The sequence below is a fragment of the Octadecabacter sp. SW4 genome (genome assembly GCF_008065155.1).
In the GTDB taxonomy this organism is placed as follows: Bacteria; Pseudomonadota; Alphaproteobacteria; order Rhodobacterales; family Rhodobacteraceae; genus SW4.
In genome coordinates this window covers 1,293,972-1,316,244 of sequence record NZ_CP042819.1, presented here as the reverse complement: position 1 = coordinate 1,316,244, position 22,273 = coordinate 1,293,972, and the positions used below count along the sequence as shown (strand labels likewise).

The 22,273-nt window shown below is 62.2% G+C and carries 22 protein-coding genes; 11 read left to right on the top strand and 11 right to left on the bottom strand.

Going from position 1 to position 22,273, the window contains the following annotated elements; translation table 11 throughout:
• Positions 1-3: 3 nt before the first annotated feature.
• Entirely contained in the window at positions 4-582 is a 579-nt protein-coding gene (locus FTO60_RS06530; protein ID WP_148055200.1) for a TIGR02281 family clan AA aspartic protease, read from the top strand.
• 57 nt (positions 583-639) lie between these two features.
• Here the strand turns inward: FTO60_RS06530 and FTO60_RS06525 are convergent, their stop codons facing one another.
• Both FTO60_RS06525 and FTO60_RS06520 read right to left on the bottom strand, forming a co-directional pair.
• Positions 640-1,098 carry a DNA polymerase III subunit chi gene (locus tag FTO60_RS06525; RefSeq protein WP_148055199.1) on the bottom strand — a complete coding sequence of 153 codons (459 nt, stop codon included), beginning with the start codon at positions 1,096-1,098 and terminating at the stop codon, positions 640-642.
• 1 nt (position 1,099) lies between these two features.
• Positions 1,100-2,569 (bottom strand): leucyl aminopeptidase, encoded by a 1,470-nt coding sequence (locus FTO60_RS06520; RefSeq protein ID WP_148055198.1) that lies wholly within the window; start codon positions 2,567-2,569, stop codon positions 1,100-1,102.
• 133 nt (positions 2,570-2,702) lie between these two features.
• Between FTO60_RS06520 and lptF the strand changes: the two genes are divergently transcribed.
• The 6 genes from lptF to rsmA are packed head-to-tail and all read left to right on the top strand — an operon-like array spanning position 2,703 to position 10,078.
• Positions 2,703-3,830: an LPS export ABC transporter permease LptF gene (lptF, locus tag FTO60_RS06515; protein ID WP_254696917.1), complete on the top strand. Its 1,128-nt coding sequence runs from the start codon at positions 2,703-2,705 to the stop codon at positions 3,828-3,830.
• Positions 3,827-4,924 carry an LPS export ABC transporter permease LptG gene (lptG, locus tag FTO60_RS06510; protein WP_148055197.1) on the top strand — a complete coding sequence of 366 codons (1,098 nt, stop codon included), beginning with the start codon at positions 3,827-3,829 and terminating at the stop codon, positions 4,922-4,924. Before lptF ends, lptG begins: the two co-directional genes overlap by 4 nt.
• Entirely contained in the window at positions 4,924-7,005 is a 2,082-nt protein-coding gene (lptD, locus tag FTO60_RS06505; RefSeq protein WP_148055196.1) for an LPS-assembly protein LptD, read from the top strand. The genes lptG and lptD overlap by 1 nt, the downstream gene beginning before the upstream one ends.
• A 27-nt stretch (positions 7,006-7,032) precedes the next feature.
• The gene (locus tag FTO60_RS06500; RefSeq protein ID WP_148055195.1) at positions 7,033-8,256 is read left to right on the top strand and encodes a peptidylprolyl isomerase; all 1,224 of its coding nucleotides are present in this window, start codon (positions 7,033-7,035) and stop codon (positions 8,254-8,256) included.
• Positions 8,253-9,239 (top strand): 4-hydroxythreonine-4-phosphate dehydrogenase PdxA, encoded by a 987-nt coding sequence (gene pdxA, locus FTO60_RS06495; RefSeq protein ID WP_148055194.1) that lies wholly within the window; start codon positions 8,253-8,255, stop codon positions 9,237-9,239. Before FTO60_RS06500 ends, pdxA begins: the two co-directional genes overlap by 4 nt.
• Positions 9,236-10,078, top strand: coding sequence for a 16S rRNA (adenine(1518)-N(6)/adenine(1519)-N(6))-dimethyltransferase RsmA (gene rsmA / locus FTO60_RS06490; RefSeq protein WP_148055193.1), 843 nt, complete (start codon positions 9,236-9,238; stop codon positions 10,076-10,078). The genes pdxA and rsmA overlap by 4 nt, the downstream gene beginning before the upstream one ends.
• Before the next feature lie 139 nt (positions 10,079-10,217).
• Here rsmA and FTO60_RS06485 read toward each other — a convergent pair whose 3' ends face one another.
• From FTO60_RS06485 to FTO60_RS06455, 7 genes are all read right to left on the bottom strand, one after another.
• Entirely contained in the window at positions 10,218-10,760 is a 543-nt protein-coding gene (locus FTO60_RS06485; RefSeq protein WP_148055192.1) for a DUF4167 domain-containing protein, read from the bottom strand.
• A 221-nt stretch (positions 10,761-10,981) separates the two neighbouring features.
• Positions 10,982-11,893, bottom strand: coding sequence for a peptide chain release factor N(5)-glutamine methyltransferase (prmC, locus tag FTO60_RS06480; RefSeq protein ID WP_148055191.1), 912 nt, complete (start codon positions 11,891-11,893; stop codon positions 10,982-10,984).
• On the bottom strand, positions 11,890-12,945 hold the full coding sequence (gene prfA, locus FTO60_RS06475; RefSeq protein WP_148055190.1) for a peptide chain release factor 1: 1,056 nt from the start codon (positions 12,943-12,945) through the stop codon (positions 11,890-11,892). The genes prmC and prfA overlap by 4 nt, the downstream gene beginning before the upstream one ends.
• 31 nt (positions 12,946-12,976) lie before the next feature.
• Entirely contained in the window at positions 12,977-13,450 is a 474-nt protein-coding gene (locus FTO60_RS06470) for a DUF1499 domain-containing protein (RefSeq protein WP_148055189.1), read from the bottom strand.
• Positions 13,447-14,388 carry an agmatinase gene (gene speB / locus FTO60_RS06465; protein ID WP_148055188.1) on the bottom strand — a complete coding sequence of 314 codons (942 nt, stop codon included), beginning with the start codon at positions 14,386-14,388 and terminating at the stop codon, positions 13,447-13,449. The genes FTO60_RS06470 and speB (FTO60_RS06465) overlap by 4 nt, the downstream gene beginning before the upstream one ends.
• Entirely contained in the window at positions 14,388-15,356 is a 969-nt protein-coding gene (gene speB, locus FTO60_RS06460; RefSeq protein ID WP_148055187.1) for an agmatinase, read from the bottom strand. Before speB (FTO60_RS06460) ends, speB (FTO60_RS06465) begins: the two co-directional genes overlap by 1 nt.
• 11 nt (positions 15,357-15,367) lie before the next feature.
• Entirely contained in the window at positions 15,368-16,531 is a 1,164-nt protein-coding gene (locus tag FTO60_RS06455; RefSeq protein ID WP_148055186.1) for a M20 aminoacylase family protein, read from the bottom strand.
• A 60-nt stretch (positions 16,532-16,591) separates the two neighbouring features.
• Here FTO60_RS06455 and mazG point away from each other — a divergent pair, with 60 nt between their 5' ends.
• Both mazG and FTO60_RS06445 read left to right on the top strand, forming a co-directional pair.
• The gene (gene mazG, locus FTO60_RS06450; protein ID WP_148055185.1) at positions 16,592-17,422 is read left to right on the top strand and encodes a nucleoside triphosphate pyrophosphohydrolase; all 831 of its coding nucleotides are present in this window, start codon (positions 16,592-16,594) and stop codon (positions 17,420-17,422) included.
• A gap of 69 nt (positions 17,423-17,491) precedes the next feature.
• On the top strand, positions 17,492-18,499 hold the full coding sequence (locus tag FTO60_RS06445; RefSeq protein ID WP_148055184.1) for a Fe(3+) ABC transporter substrate-binding protein: 1,008 nt from the start codon (positions 17,492-17,494) through the stop codon (positions 18,497-18,499).
• Positions 18,500-18,710: 211 nt separating this feature from the next.
• Here FTO60_RS06445 and FTO60_RS06440 read toward each other — a convergent pair whose 3' ends face one another.
• Complete coding sequence (locus FTO60_RS06440) at positions 18,711-20,519, bottom strand: ABC-F family ATP-binding cassette domain-containing protein (RefSeq protein ID WP_148055183.1); 1,809 nt, start codon at positions 20,517-20,519, stop codon at positions 18,711-18,713.
• 137 nt (positions 20,520-20,656) lie between these two features.
• On the opposite strand from FTO60_RS06440, the gene FTO60_RS06435 reads away from it, so the two are divergent.
• The gene (locus FTO60_RS06435) at positions 20,657-21,016 is read left to right on the top strand and encodes an iron-sulfur cluster assembly accessory protein (protein WP_148055182.1); all 360 of its coding nucleotides are present in this window, start codon (positions 20,657-20,659) and stop codon (positions 21,014-21,016) included.
• On the top strand, positions 21,013-21,348 hold the full coding sequence (locus FTO60_RS06430; protein ID WP_148055181.1) for a TfoX/Sxy family protein: 336 nt from the start codon (positions 21,013-21,015) through the stop codon (positions 21,346-21,348). Before FTO60_RS06435 ends, FTO60_RS06430 begins: the two co-directional genes overlap by 4 nt.
• Here the strand turns inward: FTO60_RS06430 and FTO60_RS06425 are convergent.
• Positions 21,345-22,256: an isopenicillin N synthase family oxygenase gene (locus FTO60_RS06425; protein ID WP_148055180.1), complete on the bottom strand. Its 912-nt coding sequence runs from the start codon at positions 22,254-22,256 to the stop codon at positions 21,345-21,347. The genes FTO60_RS06430 and FTO60_RS06425 overlap by 4 nt on opposite strands.
• Between the last annotated feature and the right edge of the window lie 17 nt (positions 22,257-22,273).

The window sequence follows — 22,273 nt, the reverse complement described above, 5'->3', positions numbered from 1 at the left end:
CCTATGGATGGTGATCAGACAGCCCGTTTCATCTTTTTGGCCCTGCTTGGCGGGGCGATTGCGGGTGGCTATCTGGTGCAGCATCGCAAGAAGATGGGCAAGGTCGCGCAACAGGCTGCCGTCTGGGCGCTGATCTTTCTGGGTGCCATCGCGGCGGTCGGCCTGTGGGGCGACATTCGCGATGATATCATGCCGCGTCAGACAGCCTTTGCAGGCGGGATCACCGAAGTGCCACGCCAGCGTGACGGCCATTTTTATCTGACGTTGGATGTAAACGGCCAGGCGATTGAATTTCTTGTGGATACCGGCGCGACACAGGTTGTATTGACCCAAAGTGATGCGGATCGTGTCGGCATCGATGTGGCCAATCTGGCATTCCTGGGAACGGCCTATACCGCCAACGGCCCTGTCGATGTGGCAAGTGTGCGTCTTAACACTGTCGCCTTGGGCGAGATGGAAGATACCGATATCCGTGCGCTGGTGAACAAGGGCGAACTGGATCAATCGCTGCTGGGCATGTCCTATCTTGATTTGTTCGAGCGGATCGAAATCACCGGCGATGCGCTGATCCTCACACGCTAGAGGGGGCGCTGCCCCCGCCTTGCGGCCCCCCCGGAGTTTTTTGAACAGAAGAAGGGGCTATTTTTGTGCCTTCATCGCCCAGCGTCCGCCGTCCTGGGCCCAGTATTGCGCCGCGCAGCCCGCGTCGGTCAGCGCCTTCCATTGGGTGCGCGCATGGGCCACGGCATCCGCGTCAAGACCGTCAAACAGGATGCAGGTGCGCGCCATCGTGCTGACCTCATCGGCCGTGACATCGGCCCCGTGCACCGCCATCAGGCAGGCCGGGGCGTTGGCCGCGCCCGCGCCCGTGGTCAGCAGCACTGGCTGGTCGGCATCATGGGGCCCCCCAGCGATCCCGTGGGGCGCAAAGCTGTCGTCGGGGCCACGCCAGAGCGCGACATCAAGCTGCGCCATACGGTCGGCGTCCTGTCCGCGCACTTCGATCCGCCAGCCCTTTTCGCGGCTTTTGGCGATCAGCATCGGCAGGGTGCTTTCCAAAGGCGTCTGAGTCAGGTGATAAAAGAACGCAGCCCCCATGTTACCCCTCGACCGTGTCGGCAATCAGGCGGTCAAGCGCCATGACACCCCAGCCGGTCGCGCCCTTTGGGGCATAGGCCGTGTCTTCCTTGACCGAGGCCGTGCCCGCGATATCAAGGTGAATCCACGGCATCCCGTCCTGAATGAACCGTTTAAGGAACTGCGCCGCCGTGATTGACCCTGCCGCGCGGCTGCCGACGTTTTTCATGTCCGCCACCTGGCTTTTGAGCATGTCGTCATAGGCCTGCCCCATCGGCATGCGCCAGGCCCCTTCGCCCTCGGCCTGCGCCGATTTCAGGAAGGCGTTGCACAGGGTGTCGTCATTGCTGAAAACCCCTGCGTTTTCATGGCCCAAGCCGATGATGATCGCCCCGGTGAGGGTCGCCAGGTTGATCACGCCTGTGGGTTTGAAACGGTCCTGCGCATACCACAGCACATCGGCCAGCACGAGCCGCCCTTCGGCATCGGTGTTGATCACCTCGATCGTGTCACCCTTCATGGATTTCACCACATCGCCGGGACGGGTCGCGCGATCGGATGGCATGTTTTCAACGAGGCCCACAAGGCCGACCACATTCGCCTTGGCCCCGCGCAGCGCCAGCGTTTTCATCACACCCGCGACGACGCCCGCGCCGCCCATATCCATGGTCATGTCTTCCATGCCTGCCGCAGGTTTCAGACTGATCCCGCCTGTGTCAAACACCACGCCCTTGCCGACCAAGGCAAACGGGGCTGCGCCTTTTTTGCCGCCCTCCCATTGCATCACCACCACCTTTGAGGGGCTGGCCGAGCCAAGGCCCACACACAGCAGTGACCCCATCCCCAGTTTCTCAAGGTCTTTTTCTTCCAGGACCTCGACCTTGACGCCGATGTCCTTCAGGGCGACCAGACGATTGGCAAATTCGGTGGTGGTCAGCACATTGGCGGGTTCAGTGACCAGATCGCGGGTAAAGAACACACCCTCGGCCACAGCGGCCTTGGCGGCATAGGCGGCGGTTTCATCATCGGGTTTGGCGACCATCATGGTGACGTCGCCTGCTGCATCGCCCTTGTCCTGCTTGTGATCGCTGAAGGTGTAGCCGCGCAGTGCGATGCCCAACGCGATCTCGCTTGCGCGCGCAGAGGGGCCGGCAAGAACCAGCAGCGGGCCAGCACCACGCAGTTTGGCGATGGACACGCCGATCTTGCGCGCCTCGGCCACATCGCGGCGGTTTTCGACCTTGGCGACGATCACCCCATCGGCGGCCATATTGGCGGGGAAAGCCAGTTCCACCGCATCGCCCGCCTTCATCTTGGTGAAACGCGCGCTTTCGGCAAACCGCGTCAGCGCCTTGCGCATCAGCGCATTGACGCGGCGCGCGCCCTTGTCGAGCTTGCCATCACCACTGATCAGCACGGCGATCTTACCCGTCGTTTCGGCAATCGGGTCGATGTCGACGGCGGCAAAGGTGATCTGGGCGGGGGTGGTCATGATATACCTCGTGATTTTGCGGATTTGGGCAATTGGTAGCCCGCCCCCCGCCGATTGACCAGATAGCAGTTTTGTCCCGCGCGCCAATCGGCTAGTTTGCCCGCACTTGGGACCAGCAACAGGGGGACGGCACGTGGCACGATTCGACAGATACATGCTGTCGCAACTGTTCACGCTGTTCGGTTTTTTTTCGTTGGTGCTGGTGCTGATCTACTGGATCAACCGCGCGGTGCGCCTGTTTGACCAGTTGATCGCCGATGGGCAGACAGCCATCGTCTTTCTGGAATTCACCGCCATGACCCTGCCGCAGATCATCCGGATCGTGCTGCCACTCGCGGCCTTTGTCGCGGCCACCTATGTGACCAACCGGATGTCCTCGGACAGTGAACTGACGGTGGTGCAGGCCACCGGCTATTCTGCATTTCGTCTGGCGCGGCCTGTGCTGGTCTTTGGCTTGATCGTTACGGGGATGATGCTGGTGCTGACCCACTTTCTGGCCCCGATGAGTTCGGCGCGGCTGGCCGAACGCAGCGCCGAAATTTCGCGCAACATGACAGCGCGTCTGCTGACCGAGGGGACATTTACGAACCCCGCAGATGGCATCACCTTTTATATCCGCGAGATCACGCCGGCGGGCGAACTGCTGGATGTATTCCTGTCTGACAACCGCGACGCCGATCAAAGCATCACCTATACCACGAACCGCGCCTACCTGGTGCGCACGGACAACGGGCCGCAACTGGTGATGATCGACGGGATGGCGCAGACGCTTGATACCGAGACACAGCGCCTGTTCACGACAACCTTTACCGATTTCGCCTTTGATATCGGTGCGCTAATTCCCGAAGCGGGCGTGCGCAACAGGTCGTCGCGCGAGTTGACCACGCTGGAATTGCTCAACCCGACGCCGGAACTTGAGGCCGAAACCGGTCGCAGTGCGGGTGCCTTGATCGTCGAGGGGCATGACCGCTTTGATCAGGCATTTCTGGCAACCGTCGCGGCATTGATCGGCTTTGCGACACTGCTGACGGGGGGCTTTAGCCGCTTTGGCCTTTGGCGTCAGATCATCGCGGCGGTGTTTCTGGTGATCGTTGTCAAAGTTCTGGAAAGCACAGGTGCGGGCATCGCACGCGCCAATCCCGCGCTTTGGCCAATGGTCTATCTGCCTGTTGTGGGTGGGGCCGTGATTGTCTGGACGTCGCTGTTCGCGGCCTCGCGCCCCTATCTGTTCAAGCGCCGCACAAGCGGGGTGCCCGCATGATCCTGCACCGCTATTTCGCGCGCCGCTTTGCGGTGATGTTTGCCGGAACCTTTGCCGTGTTTCTGGCCTTCATGGCCTTGCTGGACGTTGTCGAACAGGCGCGCCGTTTCGGCGACACGGGCGCGGTTTTTCGTGATTTTGTCGGCCTTAGTCTGCTGAACCTGCCGCAGTCGATCTACGCGATCCTGCCGTTGATCCTGATCCTTTCGACCATCGGGCTGTTTCTGGCGTTGGCACGGTCGTCGGAAATGGTGGTGACACGGGCGGCCGGGCGTTCGGCAATGCGCGCATTGGTGGCACCTGTTCTGGTGACCCTGGTGATCGGCATCTTTGGCGTGACCATTATGAACCCGATTGTCGCGGCCACTTCCAAGGAATATGACGCCCGCGTGGGCGACTTGACCCTTGACGGTGGCAATGTCATGTCGATTACCCGGTCGGGCCTGTGGTTGCGCCAGGGCAGCGAACGCGGCCAAACGGTTATTCGCGCCGCTGCGGCCAATGCGGACGGCACTCAATTGCGCGACGTGAGCTTTATCACCTTTAGCCCCGAGGGCGGGCCGATCCGCCGGATCGAAGCTGCCCGCGCCACCTTGACCGCGGGCGCATGGACGCTGGAAGACGCCAAGGCCTGGCCGTTGTCGGACACCCGCAATCCCGAGGAATGGGCCACGACCTATCCCACGCTCGACGTGCCCTCGACCCTGACAGCCGACCAGATCCGCGACAGTTTCGGCATGCCCTCGTCCATTCCCGTATGGGAACTGCCCGCCTTTATCCGCGATCTGCAACAGGCCGGGTTTTCGGCGCGCCGCCATCAGGTCTGGCTGCAGATGGAACTGGCCCTGCCCGCCTTTCTGGTGTCGATGGTGTTGATCGGCGCGGGGTTCACCATGCGCCACCAACGTAGCGGGCGCACAGGCGTGATGGTGCTGTTTGCGATCCTCGTCAGTTTTGGCCTCTATTTCATCCGCAATTTCGCGCAGGTCTTGGGTGAAAACGGCCAGATTCCGGTCTTGCTGGCGGTATGGGCCCCGCCCCTGGCGGCAATCGGCCTGTCGCTGGGCCTGTTGCTGCATCTGGAGGACGGCTGATGCTTTGGCGTGCTTTGGTCCTGCTGATGGCCCTGGTTGTGCCGCACCTGGTGCAGGCCCAGGGGGCCGCCACCTTGGTGGCTGATACCGTCTTTGTCACCGATGGCCAGCGTCTGGTGGCGCAAGGCAACGTCGAAGTCTTGTATGACGGCACCCGCCTTTCGGCCGCCGCGATCAGCTATGATCAAAGCACCGATCGGCTTATCATCACCGGCCCGATTTTTATTACAGACGGCGACGGCTCGATCGTGACAGCCGATGGCGCGCAACTTGATCCTACCCTCGAAAACGGCATTTTGCGCGGCGCGCGGCTGGTGCTGGACCAGCAGTTGCAGCTTGCCGCCAACCAGATCAATCGTATCGACGGGCGCTATAGCCAGCTCTACCGCGTGGTTGCCACATCCTGTCAGGTCTGTTCACGCGAAACACCGCTGTGGGATATCCGCGCGCGCCGCGTTGTTCATGACCAGCAAGAGCGCCAGCTTTATTTTGACGACGCACAGTTTCGCATCAAGGGCGTGCCGGTCTTTTGGGTGCCACGGATGCGCCTGCCCGATCCCACGCTGACCCGCGCGACTGGCCTCTTGATCCCGCAATTTCGCACCACCGATCAATTGGGCACCGGGATCAAGCTGCCGTATTTCATCCGGCTGGGTGACTATCGCGACCTGACGCTGACACCCTATATTTCGCCGCGCACCACGACACTCGAGGCGCGCTATCGCCAGGCCTTTCTGAATGGCGACATCGAAATCAACCTTGCGGGCACGACCGACGATCTGCTGCCCGATACCGGACGCGGCTATATCTTTGCCGAAGGCACGTTTGATCTGGGCGGGGATTATACCCTGACGTTCGGCCTTGAGGCGACGACAGATCGCGATTACCTGCTTGATTACGGCTATTCCGAAAAAGACCGCCTTGATAGCGAGATCGCGATCACCCGCGTGGGCGCGGACGACTATTTCCGCGCCGCCCTGACGCATTTTGAATCCCTGCGGCTGGGCGATGACAACGCGGTTTTGCCCAGCATCGTCAGCGATGTTTCCTACGAACGTCGGCTTGACGGGTTCGGCGGGGTTGCGACCCTGACAGCCGATGCGCAAACGCTGTTTCGCTATTCAGACGTTGATGCGGACGGGCGCGATGTGGCCCGCTTTGGCCTTGGTGCCGATTGGCAGCGCAACTGGGTCACGCCTGCGGGGCTGTTGATTGATGGGCAGATCGGGGTGGCGTTTGACTACTACGCGATCACTCAGGACCTGGCCTTTGACGCCGACATCATGCGCACGACCCCCAGCGCGGCGCTGACCCTGCGTTATCCGCTGATCCGCACCACCGGGCGCGCGACCCATGTGATCGAACCGGTTGTGCAGGTCGCGTGGTCAGATGTCTACGGTGGCGATGTCCCCAACGAGGACAGCACCGAAACCGAATTTGATCAGGCCAATCTTTTTGCCCTGTCGCGCTTTCCCGGCCAGGATGCGCGCGAGACCGGGGCGCGGGTGGCATATGGTGCGCGCTGGACGCGGGTGTCACCGGATGCATGGAACGCCACGCTGACCTTCGGGCGTATCCTGCGCGAAGAGGCCAACAGCGCTTTCACCACCTCATCGGGGTTGCAGGGCCGCGCATCGGACTGGCTCTTGGCCGGGCAGGTCGATTTTCCCAACGGGTTGGCGATTGATGGGCGCACGCTTTTTGACGATAGCCTGAATTTCGCCAAAACCGAGGCCCGCGTCAGCTGGAGCGATGAACATCTTGATCTGGCCGCCTCTTATCTTTGGATTGACGACACCACCGCCGTGTCGGAATGGACCCTCGAAAGTGCCTATCAAATCAATGACATCTGGAGCGTCAGCGCCGATGCGTCATATGATTTCGTCACCAATCGGGCGGCGCGTGCGACCATCGGGGTGGGCTGGCAAAATGAATGTCTGGCGGTTGACCTTTCTGTCTCGCGCCGCTTTTCGTCTTCGACTACTGTAGACCCTGTGACCGACTTTGGGTTAACGGTTGAACTACGCGGATTTTCCGCGGGGCGCACGGCCGGGCAGGCAACGCGAAGCTGTGTGAACTAAACGAGCAGACCAACGAGCGAGGCAACAATGCGCATAGGACTGACACTTTCCGCCCTTCTGGCCCTGACACTGGCAGCGGCGCTGCCCAGCAAGGGCACGGCGCAAAGCCCGTTTTCACCTGCGATCATCGTCAACGACCGTGTCGTCACCCAGTTTGAACTGGATCAACGTATCGGGCTGCTGCGCGTATTTCGCGCACCCGGGAATCTCCCCGAGGTCGCCCGCGAGGAGTTGATCGCGGATCGTCTGAAACTCGAAGAACTGGATCGCGCCGGTCTGCGCCTGACCGAGGAGGCCCTGCAAGAACAGATGGCCATGTTCGCAGAACGGGCCGATCTTGATCTGGACCAGTTCCTGGCGGTGCTAGACCAGAACGGGGTCGAGCGTGAAACCTTCCGCGATTTTGTCCGTGTCGGTGTCAGCTGGCGCGATTTCGTCCGTTCGCGCTATGGCAGCCGCGTGCAGATCTCCGAGGCAGAGATTGATCAGGCGCTTGGCCAGTCCGCGGGTGCCTCCACGGGCATCGAAGTGCTTCTGAGCGAAATTATCATCCCCGCCCCGCCACCGCGCGCAGCGCAGGCGCAGGCGCAGGCCGAACAGATCGCGACCCTTACCAGCACGGCCGCATTCGAGGCACAGGCGCGCCAAGTGTCGGCCCTGCCGTCGCGCACGCGTGGGGGCCGCCTCGACTGGCTGCCGATCAGCAACTACCCGCCGCAGCTGCGCTCGATCCTTCTGGCGCTTGGCACCGGCGAAGTGACCGCCCCGATCCCGATCACCAACGGGATCGCCCTCTTCCAGATGCGCGCGGTGCGCGAAGTGCCGCAAGCGGCCGCCGCCCCCGCCGCGATCGAATACGCCGCCTATTACATCGCTGGCGGCCTGAGCGATCAGGGACTGCGCCGCGCCGCGCAGGTCGCCGCCAATGTGGACACCTGCGATGATCTTTATGGTATCGCCCAGGGACAGCCCGAAGATGTCTTGCAACGCGACACCCTGCCCCCGTCCGATATTCCGCAGGATGTGGCGATGCGCCTTGCCGCATTGGATGCTGGCGAAGTGGATTATTCCCTGACCCGTGCGAATGGGGAAACACTGGTGTTCCTGATGCTGTGCGGGCGCACACCCACCCTTGAAGGTGATGTGGACCGCGATGCGATCCGGTCGCAACTGATCAGCCAGCGTCTTGCGGGGTATGCCGATGCGCTTCTGGCCGATTTGCAAGCCTCGGCCACCATCACATTCCCATGATCGCGCGCGCGCCGCTTGCGCTGTCATGCGGTGAACCGGCGGGGATTGGCCCCGAAATCGCCCTGGCCGCGTGGCGCGCCCTACGCGCTGATCTGCCGTTTGTCTGGCTTGGCGATCCGCGCCACCTGCCCGCGGGCACGCCGTTTCAGGTGATCGAAAGCGCCGATCAGGCCGCTGGCGTGGTAGCAGATGCGATGCCCGTGCTGGCCCATGGTTTTGGCGGCGCACGCACCCCCGGCCAGCCCGACCCGGCCAATGCGCAAGGGGTGATCGACGTGATCGCGCGTGGCGTTGATCTGGTGCAGGGCGGGCAGTGCCGCGCGCTGACCACTGCACCGATCCACAAAAAGGCGCTCGCCGATGGGGCGCAGTTTGTCTATCCCGGCCACACGGAATACCTGGCCGCACTTGCAAGCGTTGACCGCGTGGTGATGATGCTGGCCTGCGATATGTTGCGGGTCGTGCCCACCACGATCCATATCCCCCTTGCCGAGGTGCCGCGCAGCCTGACGGCCGCCCTTTTGACGGATACGCTGCTGATCACCCACGCCGCCCTGCGCCGCGACTTTGGCGTCATGCGTCCGCGCATTGCCGTGGCGGGATTGAACCCGCACGCGGGCGAAGGCGGCAAGATGGGACGCGAGGAGATCGACCTGATCATCCCCGTTCTGGATGCCCTGCGCGCCCAAGGGATGGATCTCACCGGGCCGATGTCCGCCGATACGATGTTTCACGCAGCTGCACGGGCGGGCTATGACGTGGCCGTCTGCATGTATCACGACCAGGCCCTGATCCCGATCAAGACGCTGGATTTTTCCGGCGGCGTGAATGTGACGCTGGGCCTGCCGTTCGTGCGCACATCGCCCGATCACGGCACGGCGTTCGATATCGCAGGCAAGGGCCTGGCTGATGCCACATCGCTGATCGCCGCCCTGCGCATGGCCGACCAGATGGCACAGGCGCGACACGGGACCGATGGATGAGCCAGATCGACAGCCTGCCACCCCTGCGCACCGTGATCGACACCCACGGGATCGCCGCGAAAAAGACCCTCGGGCAGAACTTCCTGCTTGATCTGAACCTGACGTCGAAAATTGCGCGGCTTGCAGGGGATTTGACAGGGTCGGATGTGCTCGAGGTCGGGCCGGGACCGGGCGGCCTGACACGCGGATTACTGGCCGAGGGCGCGCGCCGCGTGCTGGCGATCGAAAAGGATGCGCGCTGCCTGCCCGCCCTGGCCGAGATCAGCGCCGCTTATCCCGACCGGTTGCAGGTCATCAACGGTGATGCCCTTGAGATCAACCCGCTCGATCATCTGACCCCGCCGATCCGCATCTGCGCCAACCTGCCCTATAACATCGGCACCGAACTGCTGGTGCGCTGGCTGACGCCCGACACATGGCCACCCGTCTGGACCAGCCTGACACTGATGTTCCAGCGCGAGGTGGCACAGCGGATCACCGCCACCCCGGGATCAAAGGCTTACGGGCGGCTTGCCCTGCTGGCCCAGTGGCGCACGGATGCACGGATCGTGCTTGATCTCCCGCCCGAGGCATTTTCGCCCCCGCCCAAGGTCAGCAGTGCCGTGGTGCATTTCACCGCCCTGCCCGCGCCGCGCTATCCGGCCGATGCCAAGATGCTGTCGCATGTGGTCGCCACCGCCTTCAACCAGCGGCGCAAGATGCTGCGCTCTTCGCTCAAGGCGCTGTCACCGAATATCGAGGACCATCTGCGCGCCGCCGACATCGCCCCCACGGATCGGGCAGAACAGATCGACCTTGAACGCTTTTGCGCCCTGACCCGCAGCCTATCGGGCAACTGACTTCTTCTGTTCAAAAAATACTTTGGCGGGTTGGGGGCAGACCCCCAATCACCAAGGATGTGGGCGAGGCGTTCCGCGACCGTCGCGCATGAAAAAGGCGCGCCCGTGGACGCGCCTATTTATCTCGCCTTAAGCTGACCTATTCCGCCGCTTCTGGGGCACCATCGTCCGAGCCGCCCTGATCGGGCTGGTCAGCCTTGTCGGCCTTGGGCTGGCGCGGTTTGCGCGGACGGCGCGGTTTGGGCGCATCCTGCTGGGGTGCGGCTTCGGGTGTCTCGACAAGACCCGCATCCTCGCCGCGGGGCTGTTCCATATTCGCCGGATCGTTTGCCGCCGCTTCCTGTGCTTTCAGGCGCTCTGCGCGCTCGCGGTCACGCTCGGCCTGACGCTGGCGGTTTTGTTCTTCCTGTTCGTCGCGCTTGGCGTCGATTTCGCGCTGCGCCTCGGCCAGCATCCGGGTGTAGTGTTCAGCGTGCTGGGCGCAGTTTTCGGCCGCCACGCGATCCCCCGACAGCTGTGCATCGCGGTGCAGCTGGTTGTATTTGTCGATGATCTGCTGGGGGGTGCCGCGCACCTTGGAATCCGGCCCGTTGCTGTCAAACACCCGGTTGATGATATTTCCGCCCGAGGGGCGGTTGTTGTTGCGGTTCTTGCCCCGCGACCGTGACTTGGATGATCTCATAGGTTTCTTTCGTCCAGCATTCTTTGCTTTTGCATGGCCCTCGCGCGCCTCATGCGCGCTGCAATTTCGGGGCCGTGCGATGTTCTGGCGACTCATCGGGGGGAAGGCGCAGTGCCCTCTGCCCAGCCGATAAACAGGGATAACCATGCACGGGGTCGCAGGGCAAGCGTAAATCGTCCACAAAGGCCCCGATCAGGCATTTATCGGCCCGTTTGTTGCGTTTAGGCGATTTTTTGCCCCAAAACAACACGGTCGCGCCCGTCCAGATCGGCGCGGATGTCGACTGATTCCATTCCGGCGGCGCGCATCATGTCGGCCACCGCGCGCCCCTGGGTTGGGCCGATCTCTACCGCCAACCAGCCCTGCGCCAGCAAATGCTGGCCCACCCCCGCACAAATCGCGCGGTAGGCGTCCAGCCCGTCGGCACCGTCGGTCAGCGCCATTCGCGGCTCGAACGACAAATCCGGGGCAAGCCCATCCATTTCAGCGAGCGCAATATAGGGCGGGTTCGCGACGATCAGATCAAACTGCGGCACGACAGGCAGGGCGCGCGTTTTCGGCCCGCCGCCGCCGACCCTTTCGTCGTCACGCACCTCCCAATCGTCGCTGATTTCGGGGCGCGGCACGCCGTCATACCAATCGCCCCAGCAAAACGTGCAGCGCTGCTCCAGCCCCAGCGCCTGCGCATTCTCGCGCGCAACCTCAAGGGCCAGATTGCTGTGATCCGTGCCGACCCCCGTGGCCCCGGCCCGTTCGGCCAAAAGCGTCAGCAAGATGCACCCCGATCCGGTGCCAAGGTCAAGCACGCGTGTGAACGGCACCTCAAGCGCCGCCGCGATCAGGGTTTCGGTTTCGGGGCGCGGGTCAAGCACATCCGCCGTAACGATGAACCGGCGCCCGTAAAATTCACGCGACCCAACAATATGCGACACAGGCGTATTGCCCGCGCGGCGCGCAATCATGCCCGCGAATGTTGCCTGCTGGGCAGACGTCATCGGGTCAGCCAGCACCAGCGTCAAGCGCGTGCGATCCACCCCCAAGGCATGGGCCAGCAGCACCCGCGCATCCCGCGCGCCCCCGTCGATGGCGCGCAGATCGGCCACGGCCTGCGCCAGGGCTTCGGCCCCTGTCATCCGTTCATTTCGGCCAATGCGGTGGCCTGCGCGTCCTGAATGAGCGCGTCGATGATTTCATCCAGATCGCCCTGCATCACCTTATCAAGCGCATAAAGCGTGAGGTTGATGCGGTGATCGGTCATCCGCCCCTGCGGGAAGTTATAGGTGCGGATACGCTCAGAGCGATCGCCCGAGCCGACCTGACTTTTGCGATCGGCGCTGCGTTCATCATCCACCCGCTGGCGCTCCAGATCATAAAGCCGCGTTTTCAGCACGTTCATCGCGATCTCGCGGTTACGGTGCTGGGATTTTTCCGAGCTGGTCACGACGATTCCGCTGGGAATATGGGTGATGCGCACGGCTGAATCGGTGGTGTTGACGTGCTGCCCGCCCGAACCCGATGCGCGCATGGTGTCGATGCGGATGTCGTTGGCGTTGATCTGGATATCCACATCCTGCGCTTCGGGCAGCACCGCGACCGTGGCAGCCGAGGTATGAATCCGCCCGCCGCTTTCGGTTTCGGGCACACGCTGCACGCGGTGCACGCCGCTTTCGTATTTCATGCGTGCGAAAACATTGTCGCCACTGATCCGCGCGGTCACTTCCTTGATCCCGCCCAATTCGGAGAGGGTTTGTTCAAGAATTTCAAAGCGCCAGCCCCGCGCCTCGGCATAGCGCTGATACATGCGCAGCAAGTCAGCGGCGAACAATCCCGCCTCGTCCCCGCCGGTGCCGGGCCGGATTTCCAGCAAGGCGGGGCGCGCATCGGCGGCATCCTTGGGCAGCAGCGCCAATTGCACGGCCTTTTCCATCGTGGGCAGGTTTTTACGCAATTCGGGCAGTTCGGCCTCGGCCAGCTCGCGCATTTCGGGGTCGCGCAGCATCGCTTCCGCCTCGTCGATATCGCGGGTCAGGGTCTGATAGGCGCTGACGGTTTCAACGACCGGTTTGAGATCTGCGTATTCGCGCGCCACCGAGGCAAATTCATCGCCCGACAGCCCCTCGGACATTTTGGCCTCAAGGAATTGGAACCGCTGCGTGATCTGGATCAGTTTGTCTTCTGGTATCATGGGTTGGGCATGGGCGATCAGGGCGACACGGTCAAGGGCTTGCCGTGTGCCAAATCAAATCCGGCACCTCGTTCAGCCCATAGGCGGATTGCACCCACGCTTGAATACGCCGCGCATTGACGCCGCCGTCCAGCTTCCCGAACCGCTGGCGCGCGACGATACAAAGCAGCATCTGCCCATTGTCTTCGCGCAGCGCTGCGGTCGTGTAATCGGGAAACCCGAACACCGCCGAGCGTGTGATCCACGTGATCCGCCCCTCTTGCACGCTGCCCGCAAGTCGTTTCGTGCGTGGCCAATTCATCGCCTGGGCTTCAATCGCCGCAAGATCGGTCGCCAGTCCGTAGCGGCTGTCACTGGGCGGACAAAACACCGCCCAATTCGGGTCAGGCTCAAAGGCGGGATCGGCAATATCGATATGCCAGCGCGCGGGATCGCTTGGCGCAAGGCGGATATAAAGCACCGCCAGAACGATCAGGACCGCAAGCAGAATGACCGTTATTTTCATCGGTATTTCACCCCCGGCAGGACAGAGAGAATCTCGTAGATGATGTTGGCCCCGACGAGTGCAGTGTTGCCGCTGGTGTCATAGGGCGGCGAGACCTCGACCATATCCGCCCCGACGATGTTGAGGCCGCGCAAGCCGCGGATCAGCTCCATCGCCTGCATTGTTGTCAGCCCGCCGATTTCAGGTGTGCCGGTGCCGGGCGCGAATGCCGGATCAAGGCTGTCGATGTCAAAAGTGATATATGCGGGCTGATCGCCAATCGCTGTCACAATATCTTTTGCGAGTGGAGTCAGTGACTTGTGCCACAAAGCTGGAGCAAGATACTGGTTGAACCCCCAGCCCGCGGCCTCGGTAAAGTCATCGGCGGAATAGCCTGTGCCACGCAGGCCGATTTGCCATACTTTTGAAGGCGTTATCAGACCTTCTTCATATGCGCGGCGAAACGGGGTGCCGTGGGCCACTTTGACACCAAACATGTCCTCGCTGACATCGGCGTGGGCATCCACATGCACCAGTGCCACAGGGCCGTGCTTGCGTGCGATGCTGCGCAGGATTGGCAGGGTCATGGTGTGGTCACCGCCAATGCCGATCGGGATCATGTTATGCCTTAAGTGTGCGTCGTAATCCTTTGTAATAATGTCAATTGTTGCCTTCAAATCAAAGGTATTAATCGCCACATCGCCAAGGTCTGCACAGTGCAGGCTATCGAACGGCGCAGCCCCCGTCTGAATGTTATAGGGGCGGATCATCGCGCTTTGTTCGCGCACCTGTTTGGGGCCGAACCGCGTGCCGGACCGCCAGCTTGTGCCGATATCCATCGGCACGCCGATGAACCCCACATCAAGCCCTTCGGCCGTATCCGCAGACGGCAGCCGCATGAAGGTCTGCGGCCCCGAAAACCGCGCCAGATCATTGCCCGATATCGGTTGGTTTGGCATCACGCCCCCCGCTTGTTCCATAGGTAAAGACAGCACAGTTCCATCGCCACATGCGCGCCCGCAACGGCGGTGATATCGCCATGATCAAAGGGCGGTGACACCTCGACCACGTCTCCGCCGACCATATTGATCCCGGCCAGATCGCGCATCATCGCCGCCGCCTGCCAACTGGCCAGCCCGCCCCAGACGGGCGTGCCGGTGCCGGGCGCAAAGGCCGGATCAAGCGCGTCGATATCAAAGGTCACATAGGTGGGCGCATCGCCGACCAGATCGCGTGCCCGCGCCACCGTCGCCGCGATGCCTTTCTCGTGGACCTCGCGCGCCTCGATGTAGTGCATCCCGCAATAATCATCACATTCCGTGCGAATCCCGATCTGGACAGATCGCGCGGGGTCAACCAGCCCCAGTTTCACCGCCTTATACATCATCGTGCCGTGATCGATCCGGTCCATGTCATCGTCGGCCCAGAGATCCGAATGCGCATCGAACTGAATCACCGACAGGGGCCCAAATTTTTCGGCATAGGCCCGCAGGATCGGCAGGGTGATGAAATGGTCACCGCCCAGGGTCACGCTGCCCACATCAGCCGCCAGAATCCCCGCAATATGCGCCTGCACGAGAGCCGGAAAGCCCGCCACATCGGCATAATCAAACGCCATATCGCCATAATCGACGATGCGGAAATCCGAAAGCGGATCAAACCCGCCCCAGCCGGTTGGCGGGTCATAGGGTTGCAGGGTTGATGCCGCACGGATCGCGCGCGGCCCGAACCGTGTGCCGGGGCGGTTGGTGACGGCCTGATCAAACGGCACACCCGTCACGGCCAGATCAACGCCCGCCAGATCCTTGGTGTATTGACGGCGCAGGAAGGATGTCGCCCCGCCGAACGCGTTTTCATAGGCAAGCCCGCGCCGGTCCTTGCGGGTAAATGCCACGTCAACTTGTTTCTTGGCGTCTTCGAGTCCCATGATACGATCCTTCAGGTCAGTGGCAGCGCGCGCTCGACCAGGCGCGCGAAATAGGAGGCGCCAAAGGGCGCGGCGGCATCGTCAAAATCGTAATCGGGCTGGTGCAGGCCCGCGGTGTCGCCATTGCCGATAAAAAGATAGGCTCCGGGGCGCTTTTCCTGAAAGAAGGCAAAATCCTCGGCCCCCATCTCGGGGGTGGCGGCGGCATCGACACCACCCGCACCCGCGATGTCCTGCGCCACCGAGACCGCGAAATCTGTCGCGACGGGATCGTTGACCGTGGGCGGGTAGCCGACCTCGTAGCGCAGGGTGCCCTGCACACCAAAGGACGCCGCCTGCCCCGCCACGATGTCTTCCATCCGGCTCATGACCATCGCCTGCACGGCTTTGTCGAATGTGCGCACGGTGCCGCCCAGATAGGCCGTTTCCGGCACCACGTTATCGGCGGTGCCCGCGTGGATCATCGTGACGGACACCACCAGATCATCAAGCGGGTTGTGATTGCGGCTGACAATCGTCGCCAGGCCTTGGGCAATCGACAGGGAGGCGGGAATTGGATCAATCGTTTCATGCGGATAGGCGGCGTGCCCCCCGACGCCCTTGATGTCGATATGAAAGGTATCAACAGCCGCCATCAACGGCCCCGGTGTCGTGTAAAACTGCCCCAGGGCTGTGCCCGGTGCGGAATGGAGCGCGTAAACTTCGCGGATATCAAAGCGGTCCAGCACCCCTTCCTCTACCATCAGTTCGGCCCCGCCGCCGACTTCTTCGGCAGGCTGAAAGATCAGCGCCACGCGCCCCCTGAAATTGCGCGTTTCCGACAGATAGCGGGCCGCGCCCAGCAGCATCGCCGTATGTCCGTCATGGCCGCAGGCGTGCATTTTTCCTTCGTTGACGCTGGCCCAGTCCGCGCCCGTTGTTTCGCTGATCGGCAAGGCGTCCATATCGGCGCGCAGACCAATCGTCGGGCCGTCGCCCTGCCCGTTGATCACTGCGATCACACCCGACACGGCGACCCCCTCGTGGATTTCATCGACCCCGAATTCGCGCAGACGGCCTACGACAAACGCTGCCGTTTCATGGCATTGCTGGCCCAGTTCGGGATTTTGGTGCAAATGCCGCCGCCACGCGGTCATATCCTCGGCAAAGGCGGCGATACGATTGATGACGGGCATGGGTTGGACTCGCGGCGTTGTGGCAATACCCTAGTCTTGCAGCAAAGGAGCGCCCCCTCAATGGCCGAAAATCCCCTGATCCACGACAGAACCGACGATGGGCCCGTGCAGATGGCGCGCCTGGTGGAAATCATGGCGGCCCTGCGCGACCCAGCGACCGGTTGCCCCTGGGATATCGCGCAGGATTTTGCATCCATCGCGCCCTACACGATCGAGGAGGCCTATGAGGTGGCCGATGCGATTGAACGGGCCGATATGGGCGAACTTGAGGGGGAACTGGGCGATTTACTGCTGCAAACCGTCTATCACACCCAGATGGGCGAGGAAGCCGGACATTTCACCTTTGCATCGGTCGCGCGCAACATCAGTGACAAGATGGTCGCGCGCCATCCGCATGTATTTGGCGATGAATCGCGCGACAAATCCGCCGATCAGCAAACCGCCGACTGGGAAAAGATCAAGGCGGCGGAACGGGCGGGCAAGGATCAGGGGCGCACGTTGGATGCCGTGGCCGTGGGCCTGCCTGCCCTGCTGCGCGCGATGAAGCTGCAAAAACGTGCCGCCCGGGTCGGGTTTGACTGGCCCGATGTGGTGCATGTGATCGACAAGATCGCCGAGGAGGCCCGCGAGGTGGTCGAGGCGCGCGACACCCTGAGCCAGGCAGAAATCACCGAAGAAATCGGCGATCTGCTGTTTGTCATGGCCAATCTTGCACGGCATCTGAATGTCGACCCCGAAGCGGCCCTGCGTGCGGCCAACGCAAAGTTCATCCGCCGGTTCGAGATGGTCGAGGATGCCCTGGCGGCGATGGGCAAGACACCCGCGCAATCCGATCTGGCGGAAATGGACGGGCTGTGGGATGCGGCGAAGCGTCAAGAAAAGGCTGACTAAATAAATCAGGTATTGACCTGACTAAAAGAGTCGGATTTAGAGAGTGCAGTCAAAAAACCGGAGCACCCCATGACACGACGCACCCTTCTGATGGCCACCTGCATCGCGGCAATCGCCGCCCCCGCGCTGGCTGATGTCAACATCTACACCACCCGCCAGCCGGAGCTGATCCAACCGGTGATGGATGCCTTTACCGAACAGACCGGCATCGCTGTGAACATGGCCTTTGTTGACGGCGGCATCGTCGAGCGGCTTCAGGCCGAGGGCAGCCGCTCTCCGGCTGATCTGGTGATGACCGTGGATATCGCCAACCTGCAACAGATCGTCGATGCGGGCGTGGTGCAAGCGGTGGACAGTGACATATTGCAGGCCGCGATCCCTGCCGATCTGCGCAGCCCCGACAATCTGTGGTTTGGCCTCACGACCCGTGCGCGGATCGTTTACGCCAGCCGTGATCGCGTCGCCGACGGCGAAGTGACCACCTATGAAGACCTGGCCGACCCAAGGTGGCAGGGCCGTATTTGCACCCGGTCGGGCACGCACGACTATAATCTTGCGCTGATGTCGGCGGTGATTGCCCATCTGGGTGAGGACGGCGCGCGCGACTGGGCTGCCGGTGTGCGCGACAATCTTGCGCGCAAGCCCCAAGGCAATGATCGCGCGCAGGTCAAGGCGATCTGGGCCGGTGAATGCGATATTTCGTTGGGCAACACCTATTACATGGGCCAGATGCTGGCCGACCCCGAACAGGTGGAATGGGCCAATTCCGTGCGCATCGTTTTCCCTGAATTCGAAGGTGGCGGCACCCATGTCAACGTATCGGGCGTTGCCCTGACCCAAGCCGCGCCAAATCGCGACGAGGCCGTGCAACTGATGGAATTCCTTGTCTCACCGACCGCGCAGGCGATCTATGCCGAGACCAACAGCGAATACCCGGTGCTGGCGGGCGCAGAGCTGTCGGATCTGGTCGCAAGCTGGGGCACGTTCACCGCCGACAATGTCGCGCTCAGCGATCTGGCGGAGCAACGATCAACGGCCTTGCGGATCATGGAAGAAGTTGATTTCGACGGCGAATAACAACCTACGAACATCATTAATGCGGGCCGGCGATTGCTGGCCCGCTTGCATTTTTTGCCGCCCACAACGCCCGCATCGTCTGGTATACACTTGCAATCGCTGTGCTTTTGCTGATCGCGGCTGTTGCAACATGGGGTTTGCCTGCGCGGGTCATCACGGCCGTGGCCCTCGTGCCGCGTTGCATGGTTGCGGTCGTCGTCATGGCTTGGGGTTAGCCCGCCTTTTCTTCCAGCATCAGCCATTCGTCTTCGGCCGCAGCCAGTGCGGCTTGGCGTTCGGCCAAGGCCGCGCTCGCCTTGGCGAATTTGGCCGGCGCGCTAGTGTAGAGGGCCGGATCGGCCAGCAAGGCTTCGAGTTTGCCGATCTCGGCGGTGATCTTGGCCATCACATCGGGCAGCGTTTCAAGGCGGTGCTTTTGCGTAAAGCTCAGGCCCGACTTTTTCGCCGCCGGTTTGGGCTTGTCCTTGGGGGCTTGCACCCTGTCGGTCGGATTGGTTTTTTCGACAAAGTCACCGCCGCGCTGGTCGCGATAATCCGACCAGCCACCGGCGTAGACCACGGCCTGCCCGTCGCCTTCCATTGCGATGGTCGTGGTGGCGACACGGTCCAGAAAGTCGCGGTCGTGGCTGACCAGCAGCACGGTGCCGTCGTAGTCGCCCAGGATATCCTGCAACAGATCAAGCGTTTCGATGTCCAGATCGTTGGTCGGTTCGTCCAGCACCAAAAGGTTGCTTTGACGCGCCATCAAGCGGGCCAGCAACAGTCGCGCCTTCTCCCCACCTGACAGGGATCGCACCGGCGCGCGCGCCTGGGCCTCATCAAACAGGAACTCCTTGAGGTAGCCAACAACATGCTTGGGCTGGCCACGCACCATGATCTGATCGGCCTTGCCACTGACCCCCATCAGCGGATCGCCTGTCAGGTTGTCCCAAAGGGTCTGATCGGGATCAAGCTGGGCGCGGGCCTGATCGAACACCGCGATGTCCAGATTTGTGCCATGTTTCACGCTGCCCGCATCTGGCTGAACCTGACCCAGCAACATCTTGATAAGTGTCGTTTTTCCCACACCGTTGGGGCCAACAAACGCGACCCGGTCACCACGCTGCACGGTCAGGTCAAACCCTTTGACGATGGATTTCCCGTCATAGGTTTTCGCAAGGCCCACGGCCTCGATCACCTTTTTGCCGGATGCGCTGCCGCCCTGAAACGTCATCGCCGCCGTGCCCTGGCGCATGATCTGGCTGGCGCGTTCGGCCCGCAAATCCTGCAAGGCGCGCACCCGGCCCTGATTGCGTTTGCGGCGTGCGGATATACCCTCGACGGCCCAGCGCGCCTCGGCCTTGATCTTGCGGTTCAGCTTGTGGCGCTGGGTGTCTTCGTCTTCCCAGATCTTGTCGCGCCATGCTTCAAACCCGTCGAACCCTTCTTCGGCGCGCCGCACCGCGCCGCGATCAATCCACAGGGTTGCCCGGGTCAGGGCGCGCAAAAAGGCACGGTCGTGGCTGATCAGCACGAAACCGGCGCGGGTCTGTTTGAGCTCGGCCTCGAGCCATGCAATCGCTTCGATATCCAAATGGTTGGTCGGTTCGTCCAGCAGCATCAGCGCAGGCGCTTCGGCCATCAATTTCGCCAGCGCCGCGCGGCGGCGTTCCCCGCCCGAGGCCGTGGCGACATCGCCGGAGGGGTCAAACTTCAGCCCTTCGGCGACCATATCGACCTTATAGGCCTCGCTTGGGTCCAGCCCGCTGGCGGCATAATCGCCCAATGTGGCAAAGCCCGCCATATCGGGGTCTTGCTCCATATAGCCGACGGTCACGCCCGGCGACACGGTAACAGCGCCCTTGTCCGCCTCGACCAGTCCCGCCATGACCTTCATAAGGGTGGATTTGCCCGACCCGTTACGCCCCACAAGGGCCACACGATCACCGGGTTGCACCACCAGCGACAGGTCGTCAAACACCGGATGACCCCCAAAGGTAAGGGATATGTCGGAAAACTGAAGAAGGGGTGCACGTGCCATGCCCGCCAGCTAGAACCTCTGCCACCAAAGCGCAAGATGGCGCGTGCAACAATCCACCACTGTCCACCCAAGAGTCGCGCCCGCCCCCTTGAGAGAATGCCCCATCCGGCCTATCTGTTGTGCAAAGGAGACCGCAAATGTTCGGCATTCCCGGCAAACAGGCCGTCACGATCACCCCGCGCGCAGCGGTGCAGATTGCCAAGCTCATGGGCCGCGATGGCCAGCAGGGGTTGCGCATCGGCGTCAAAAAGGGCGGCTGCGCCGGCATGGAATACACGATGGAATTCGTGGCCGAAGTCGATCCGCTGGACGAGGTCGTGGAACAGGACGGCGCGCGCGTGATGATCGCGCCGATGGCGCAGATGTTCCTGTTTGGCACGGAAATCGACTATGAAATCTCGCTGCTGGAATCCGGTTTCAAGTTCCGCAATCCCAACGTGACCGAGGCTTGCGGCTGCGGTGAATCCATCAAGTTCGACGAAAAACTCACCCAGTGAGCGTCTCGGACGACCAGATCGCTCATGCTCTGGAGCTGTTCGACGGTGTCGCCCCGCTGACCACCCGCAAAATGATGGGCGGCTTGTGCATCTACAGTGACGGCGTGATTTTCGCGATCATCCACGGCGACCACGGCATCATGATCAAGGGCAAGGGTGATTTCGTGACCGAGCTTGAGGGCATGGGCTGCACCCGCTGGACCTATACCCGCGATCGCGGGGCCAAGGCGGGCGGCCCGACCGGCATGCCCTATTGGACCCTTCCCGACAGTGCGCAGGACGACCCCACCGCGGCATCCGCATTGGCCCGCCGCGCCCTGACGTTTCTTTAGTTCGCGCCCTTTTGCAGGTGCACATAGGTTTCGTCGAACCGCCTTTGCAGATGATCCCCCGCCAGAATGACCTTGCCTGATCCGATCGGCGCGACATTGGCATCATGGTTGGGGTTGAAAAACAGCGGCACGGACATGCGCGCGGCATCGGTGCCGACAACGCGGTGTGGCGTGGCGATAACGCGGCGGTCGGTCCACATCTCAAGCATCTCGCCGAAATTGATCACAAATTCACCGACGGGGGCCGTGACCGGACTCCAGCCGCCACCACGCTTGCGCACCTCAAGCCCCGGCGTGCCATCTGTGGCCAGCAGCGTCAGGCAGCCGTAATCGGTATGGGTCGCAATGCCGAAATCGCGCGCGCCGGCCCATGCGGGGCGTTGTGGATAATAATTGCCCCGCAGCAGGGCCATCGGGCGGGTGAACTTGTCAGCGAAATACCCCGCATCCTCGCCAATTGCGCCCGCCAGCCCGGCCAGCAGCTCCAGCGAAAACGCCGTTGCGGCGCGGTAGTAGGCCTGTACAGTTGTGCGAAATCCCGTCGGCTGATCAGGCCAGAGATTGGGGGCATAACAGGCCAGCCCCGCCAGGGGATCATCGCTGGCCAGTTCAAAGCCGCAATCAAACACCTGCTTGTAATCGGGGTTGGCCTCCGGGTCGACCTGTTCCGATCCCGGCGCGCCCCAGCCCCGGTTCGCGCCGGTCTGGGCCATGTCAATCGCGCGCTTGTCCGCCTCGGGCAGGGCAAAGAACGCGGCATAGGCGGCCAACACATCCTGCACCGGCCCGTCCGACAGCGGCGTGTTGTAGATGGTCATGAACCCCACATCAGCCGCCGCCGCACGCACGGCAGCGACTTCGGCCATCTCACCCGCCAAAAACCGCGCCGCATCAATTCTTGGTATCATCACATCCTCCGACTTTG

Excerpts from the sequence above, each read along its gene's own strand:
- FTO60_RS06530 (WP_148055200.1), top strand. The coding sequence starts at position 4 with ATGGATGGTGATCAGACAGCCCGTTTCATCTTTTTGGCCCTGCTTGGC.
- FTO60_RS06525 (WP_148055199.1), bottom strand. The coding sequence starts at position 1,098 with ATGGGGGCTGCGTTCTTTTATCACCTGACTCAGACGCCTTTGGAAAGC.
- FTO60_RS06520 (WP_148055198.1), bottom strand. The coding sequence starts at position 2,569 with ATGACCACCCCCGCCCAGATCACCTTTGCCGCCGTCGACATCGACCCG.
- lptG (WP_148055197.1), top strand. The coding sequence starts at position 3,827 with ATGATCCTGCACCGCTATTTCGCGCGCCGCTTTGCGGTGATGTTTGCC.
- lptD (WP_148055196.1), top strand. The coding sequence starts at position 4,924 with ATGCTTTGGCGTGCTTTGGTCCTGCTGATGGCCCTGGTTGTGCCGCAC.
- FTO60_RS06500 (WP_148055195.1), top strand. The coding sequence starts at position 7,033 with ATGCGCATAGGACTGACACTTTCCGCCCTTCTGGCCCTGACACTGGCA.
- pdxA (WP_148055194.1), top strand. The coding sequence starts at position 8,253 with ATGATCGCGCGCGCGCCGCTTGCGCTGTCATGCGGTGAACCGGCGGGG.
- rsmA (WP_148055193.1), top strand. The coding sequence starts at position 9,236 with ATGAGCCAGATCGACAGCCTGCCACCCCTGCGCACCGTGATCGACACC.
- FTO60_RS06485 (WP_148055192.1), bottom strand. The coding sequence starts at position 10,760 with ATGAGATCATCCAAGTCACGGTCGCGGGGCAAGAACCGCAACAACAAC.
- prmC (WP_148055191.1), bottom strand. The coding sequence starts at position 11,893 with ATGACAGGGGCCGAAGCCCTGGCGCAGGCCGTGGCCGATCTGCGCGCC.
- prfA (WP_148055190.1), bottom strand. The coding sequence starts at position 12,945 with ATGATACCAGAAGACAAACTGATCCAGATCACGCAGCGGTTCCAATTC.
- FTO60_RS06470 (WP_148055189.1), bottom strand. The coding sequence starts at position 13,450 with ATGAAAATAACGGTCATTCTGCTTGCGGTCCTGATCGTTCTGGCGGTG.
- speB (WP_148055188.1), bottom strand. The coding sequence starts at position 14,388 with ATGCCAAACCAACCGATATCGGGCAATGATCTGGCGCGGTTTTCGGGG.
- speB (WP_148055187.1), bottom strand. The coding sequence starts at position 15,356 with ATGGGACTCGAAGACGCCAAGAAACAAGTTGACGTGGCATTTACCCGC.
- FTO60_RS06455 (WP_148055186.1), bottom strand. The coding sequence starts at position 16,531 with ATGCCCGTCATCAATCGTATCGCCGCCTTTGCCGAGGATATGACCGCG.
- mazG (WP_148055185.1), top strand. The coding sequence starts at position 16,592 with ATGGCCGAAAATCCCCTGATCCACGACAGAACCGACGATGGGCCCGTG.
- FTO60_RS06445 (WP_148055184.1), top strand. The coding sequence starts at position 17,492 with ATGACACGACGCACCCTTCTGATGGCCACCTGCATCGCGGCAATCGCC.
- FTO60_RS06440 (WP_148055183.1), bottom strand. The coding sequence starts at position 20,519 with ATGGCACGTGCACCCCTTCTTCAGTTTTCCGACATATCCCTTACCTTT.
- FTO60_RS06435 (WP_148055182.1), top strand. The coding sequence starts at position 20,657 with ATGTTCGGCATTCCCGGCAAACAGGCCGTCACGATCACCCCGCGCGCA.
- FTO60_RS06425 (WP_148055180.1), bottom strand. The coding sequence starts at position 22,256 with ATGATACCAAGAATTGATGCGGCGCGGTTTTTGGCGGGTGAGATGGCC.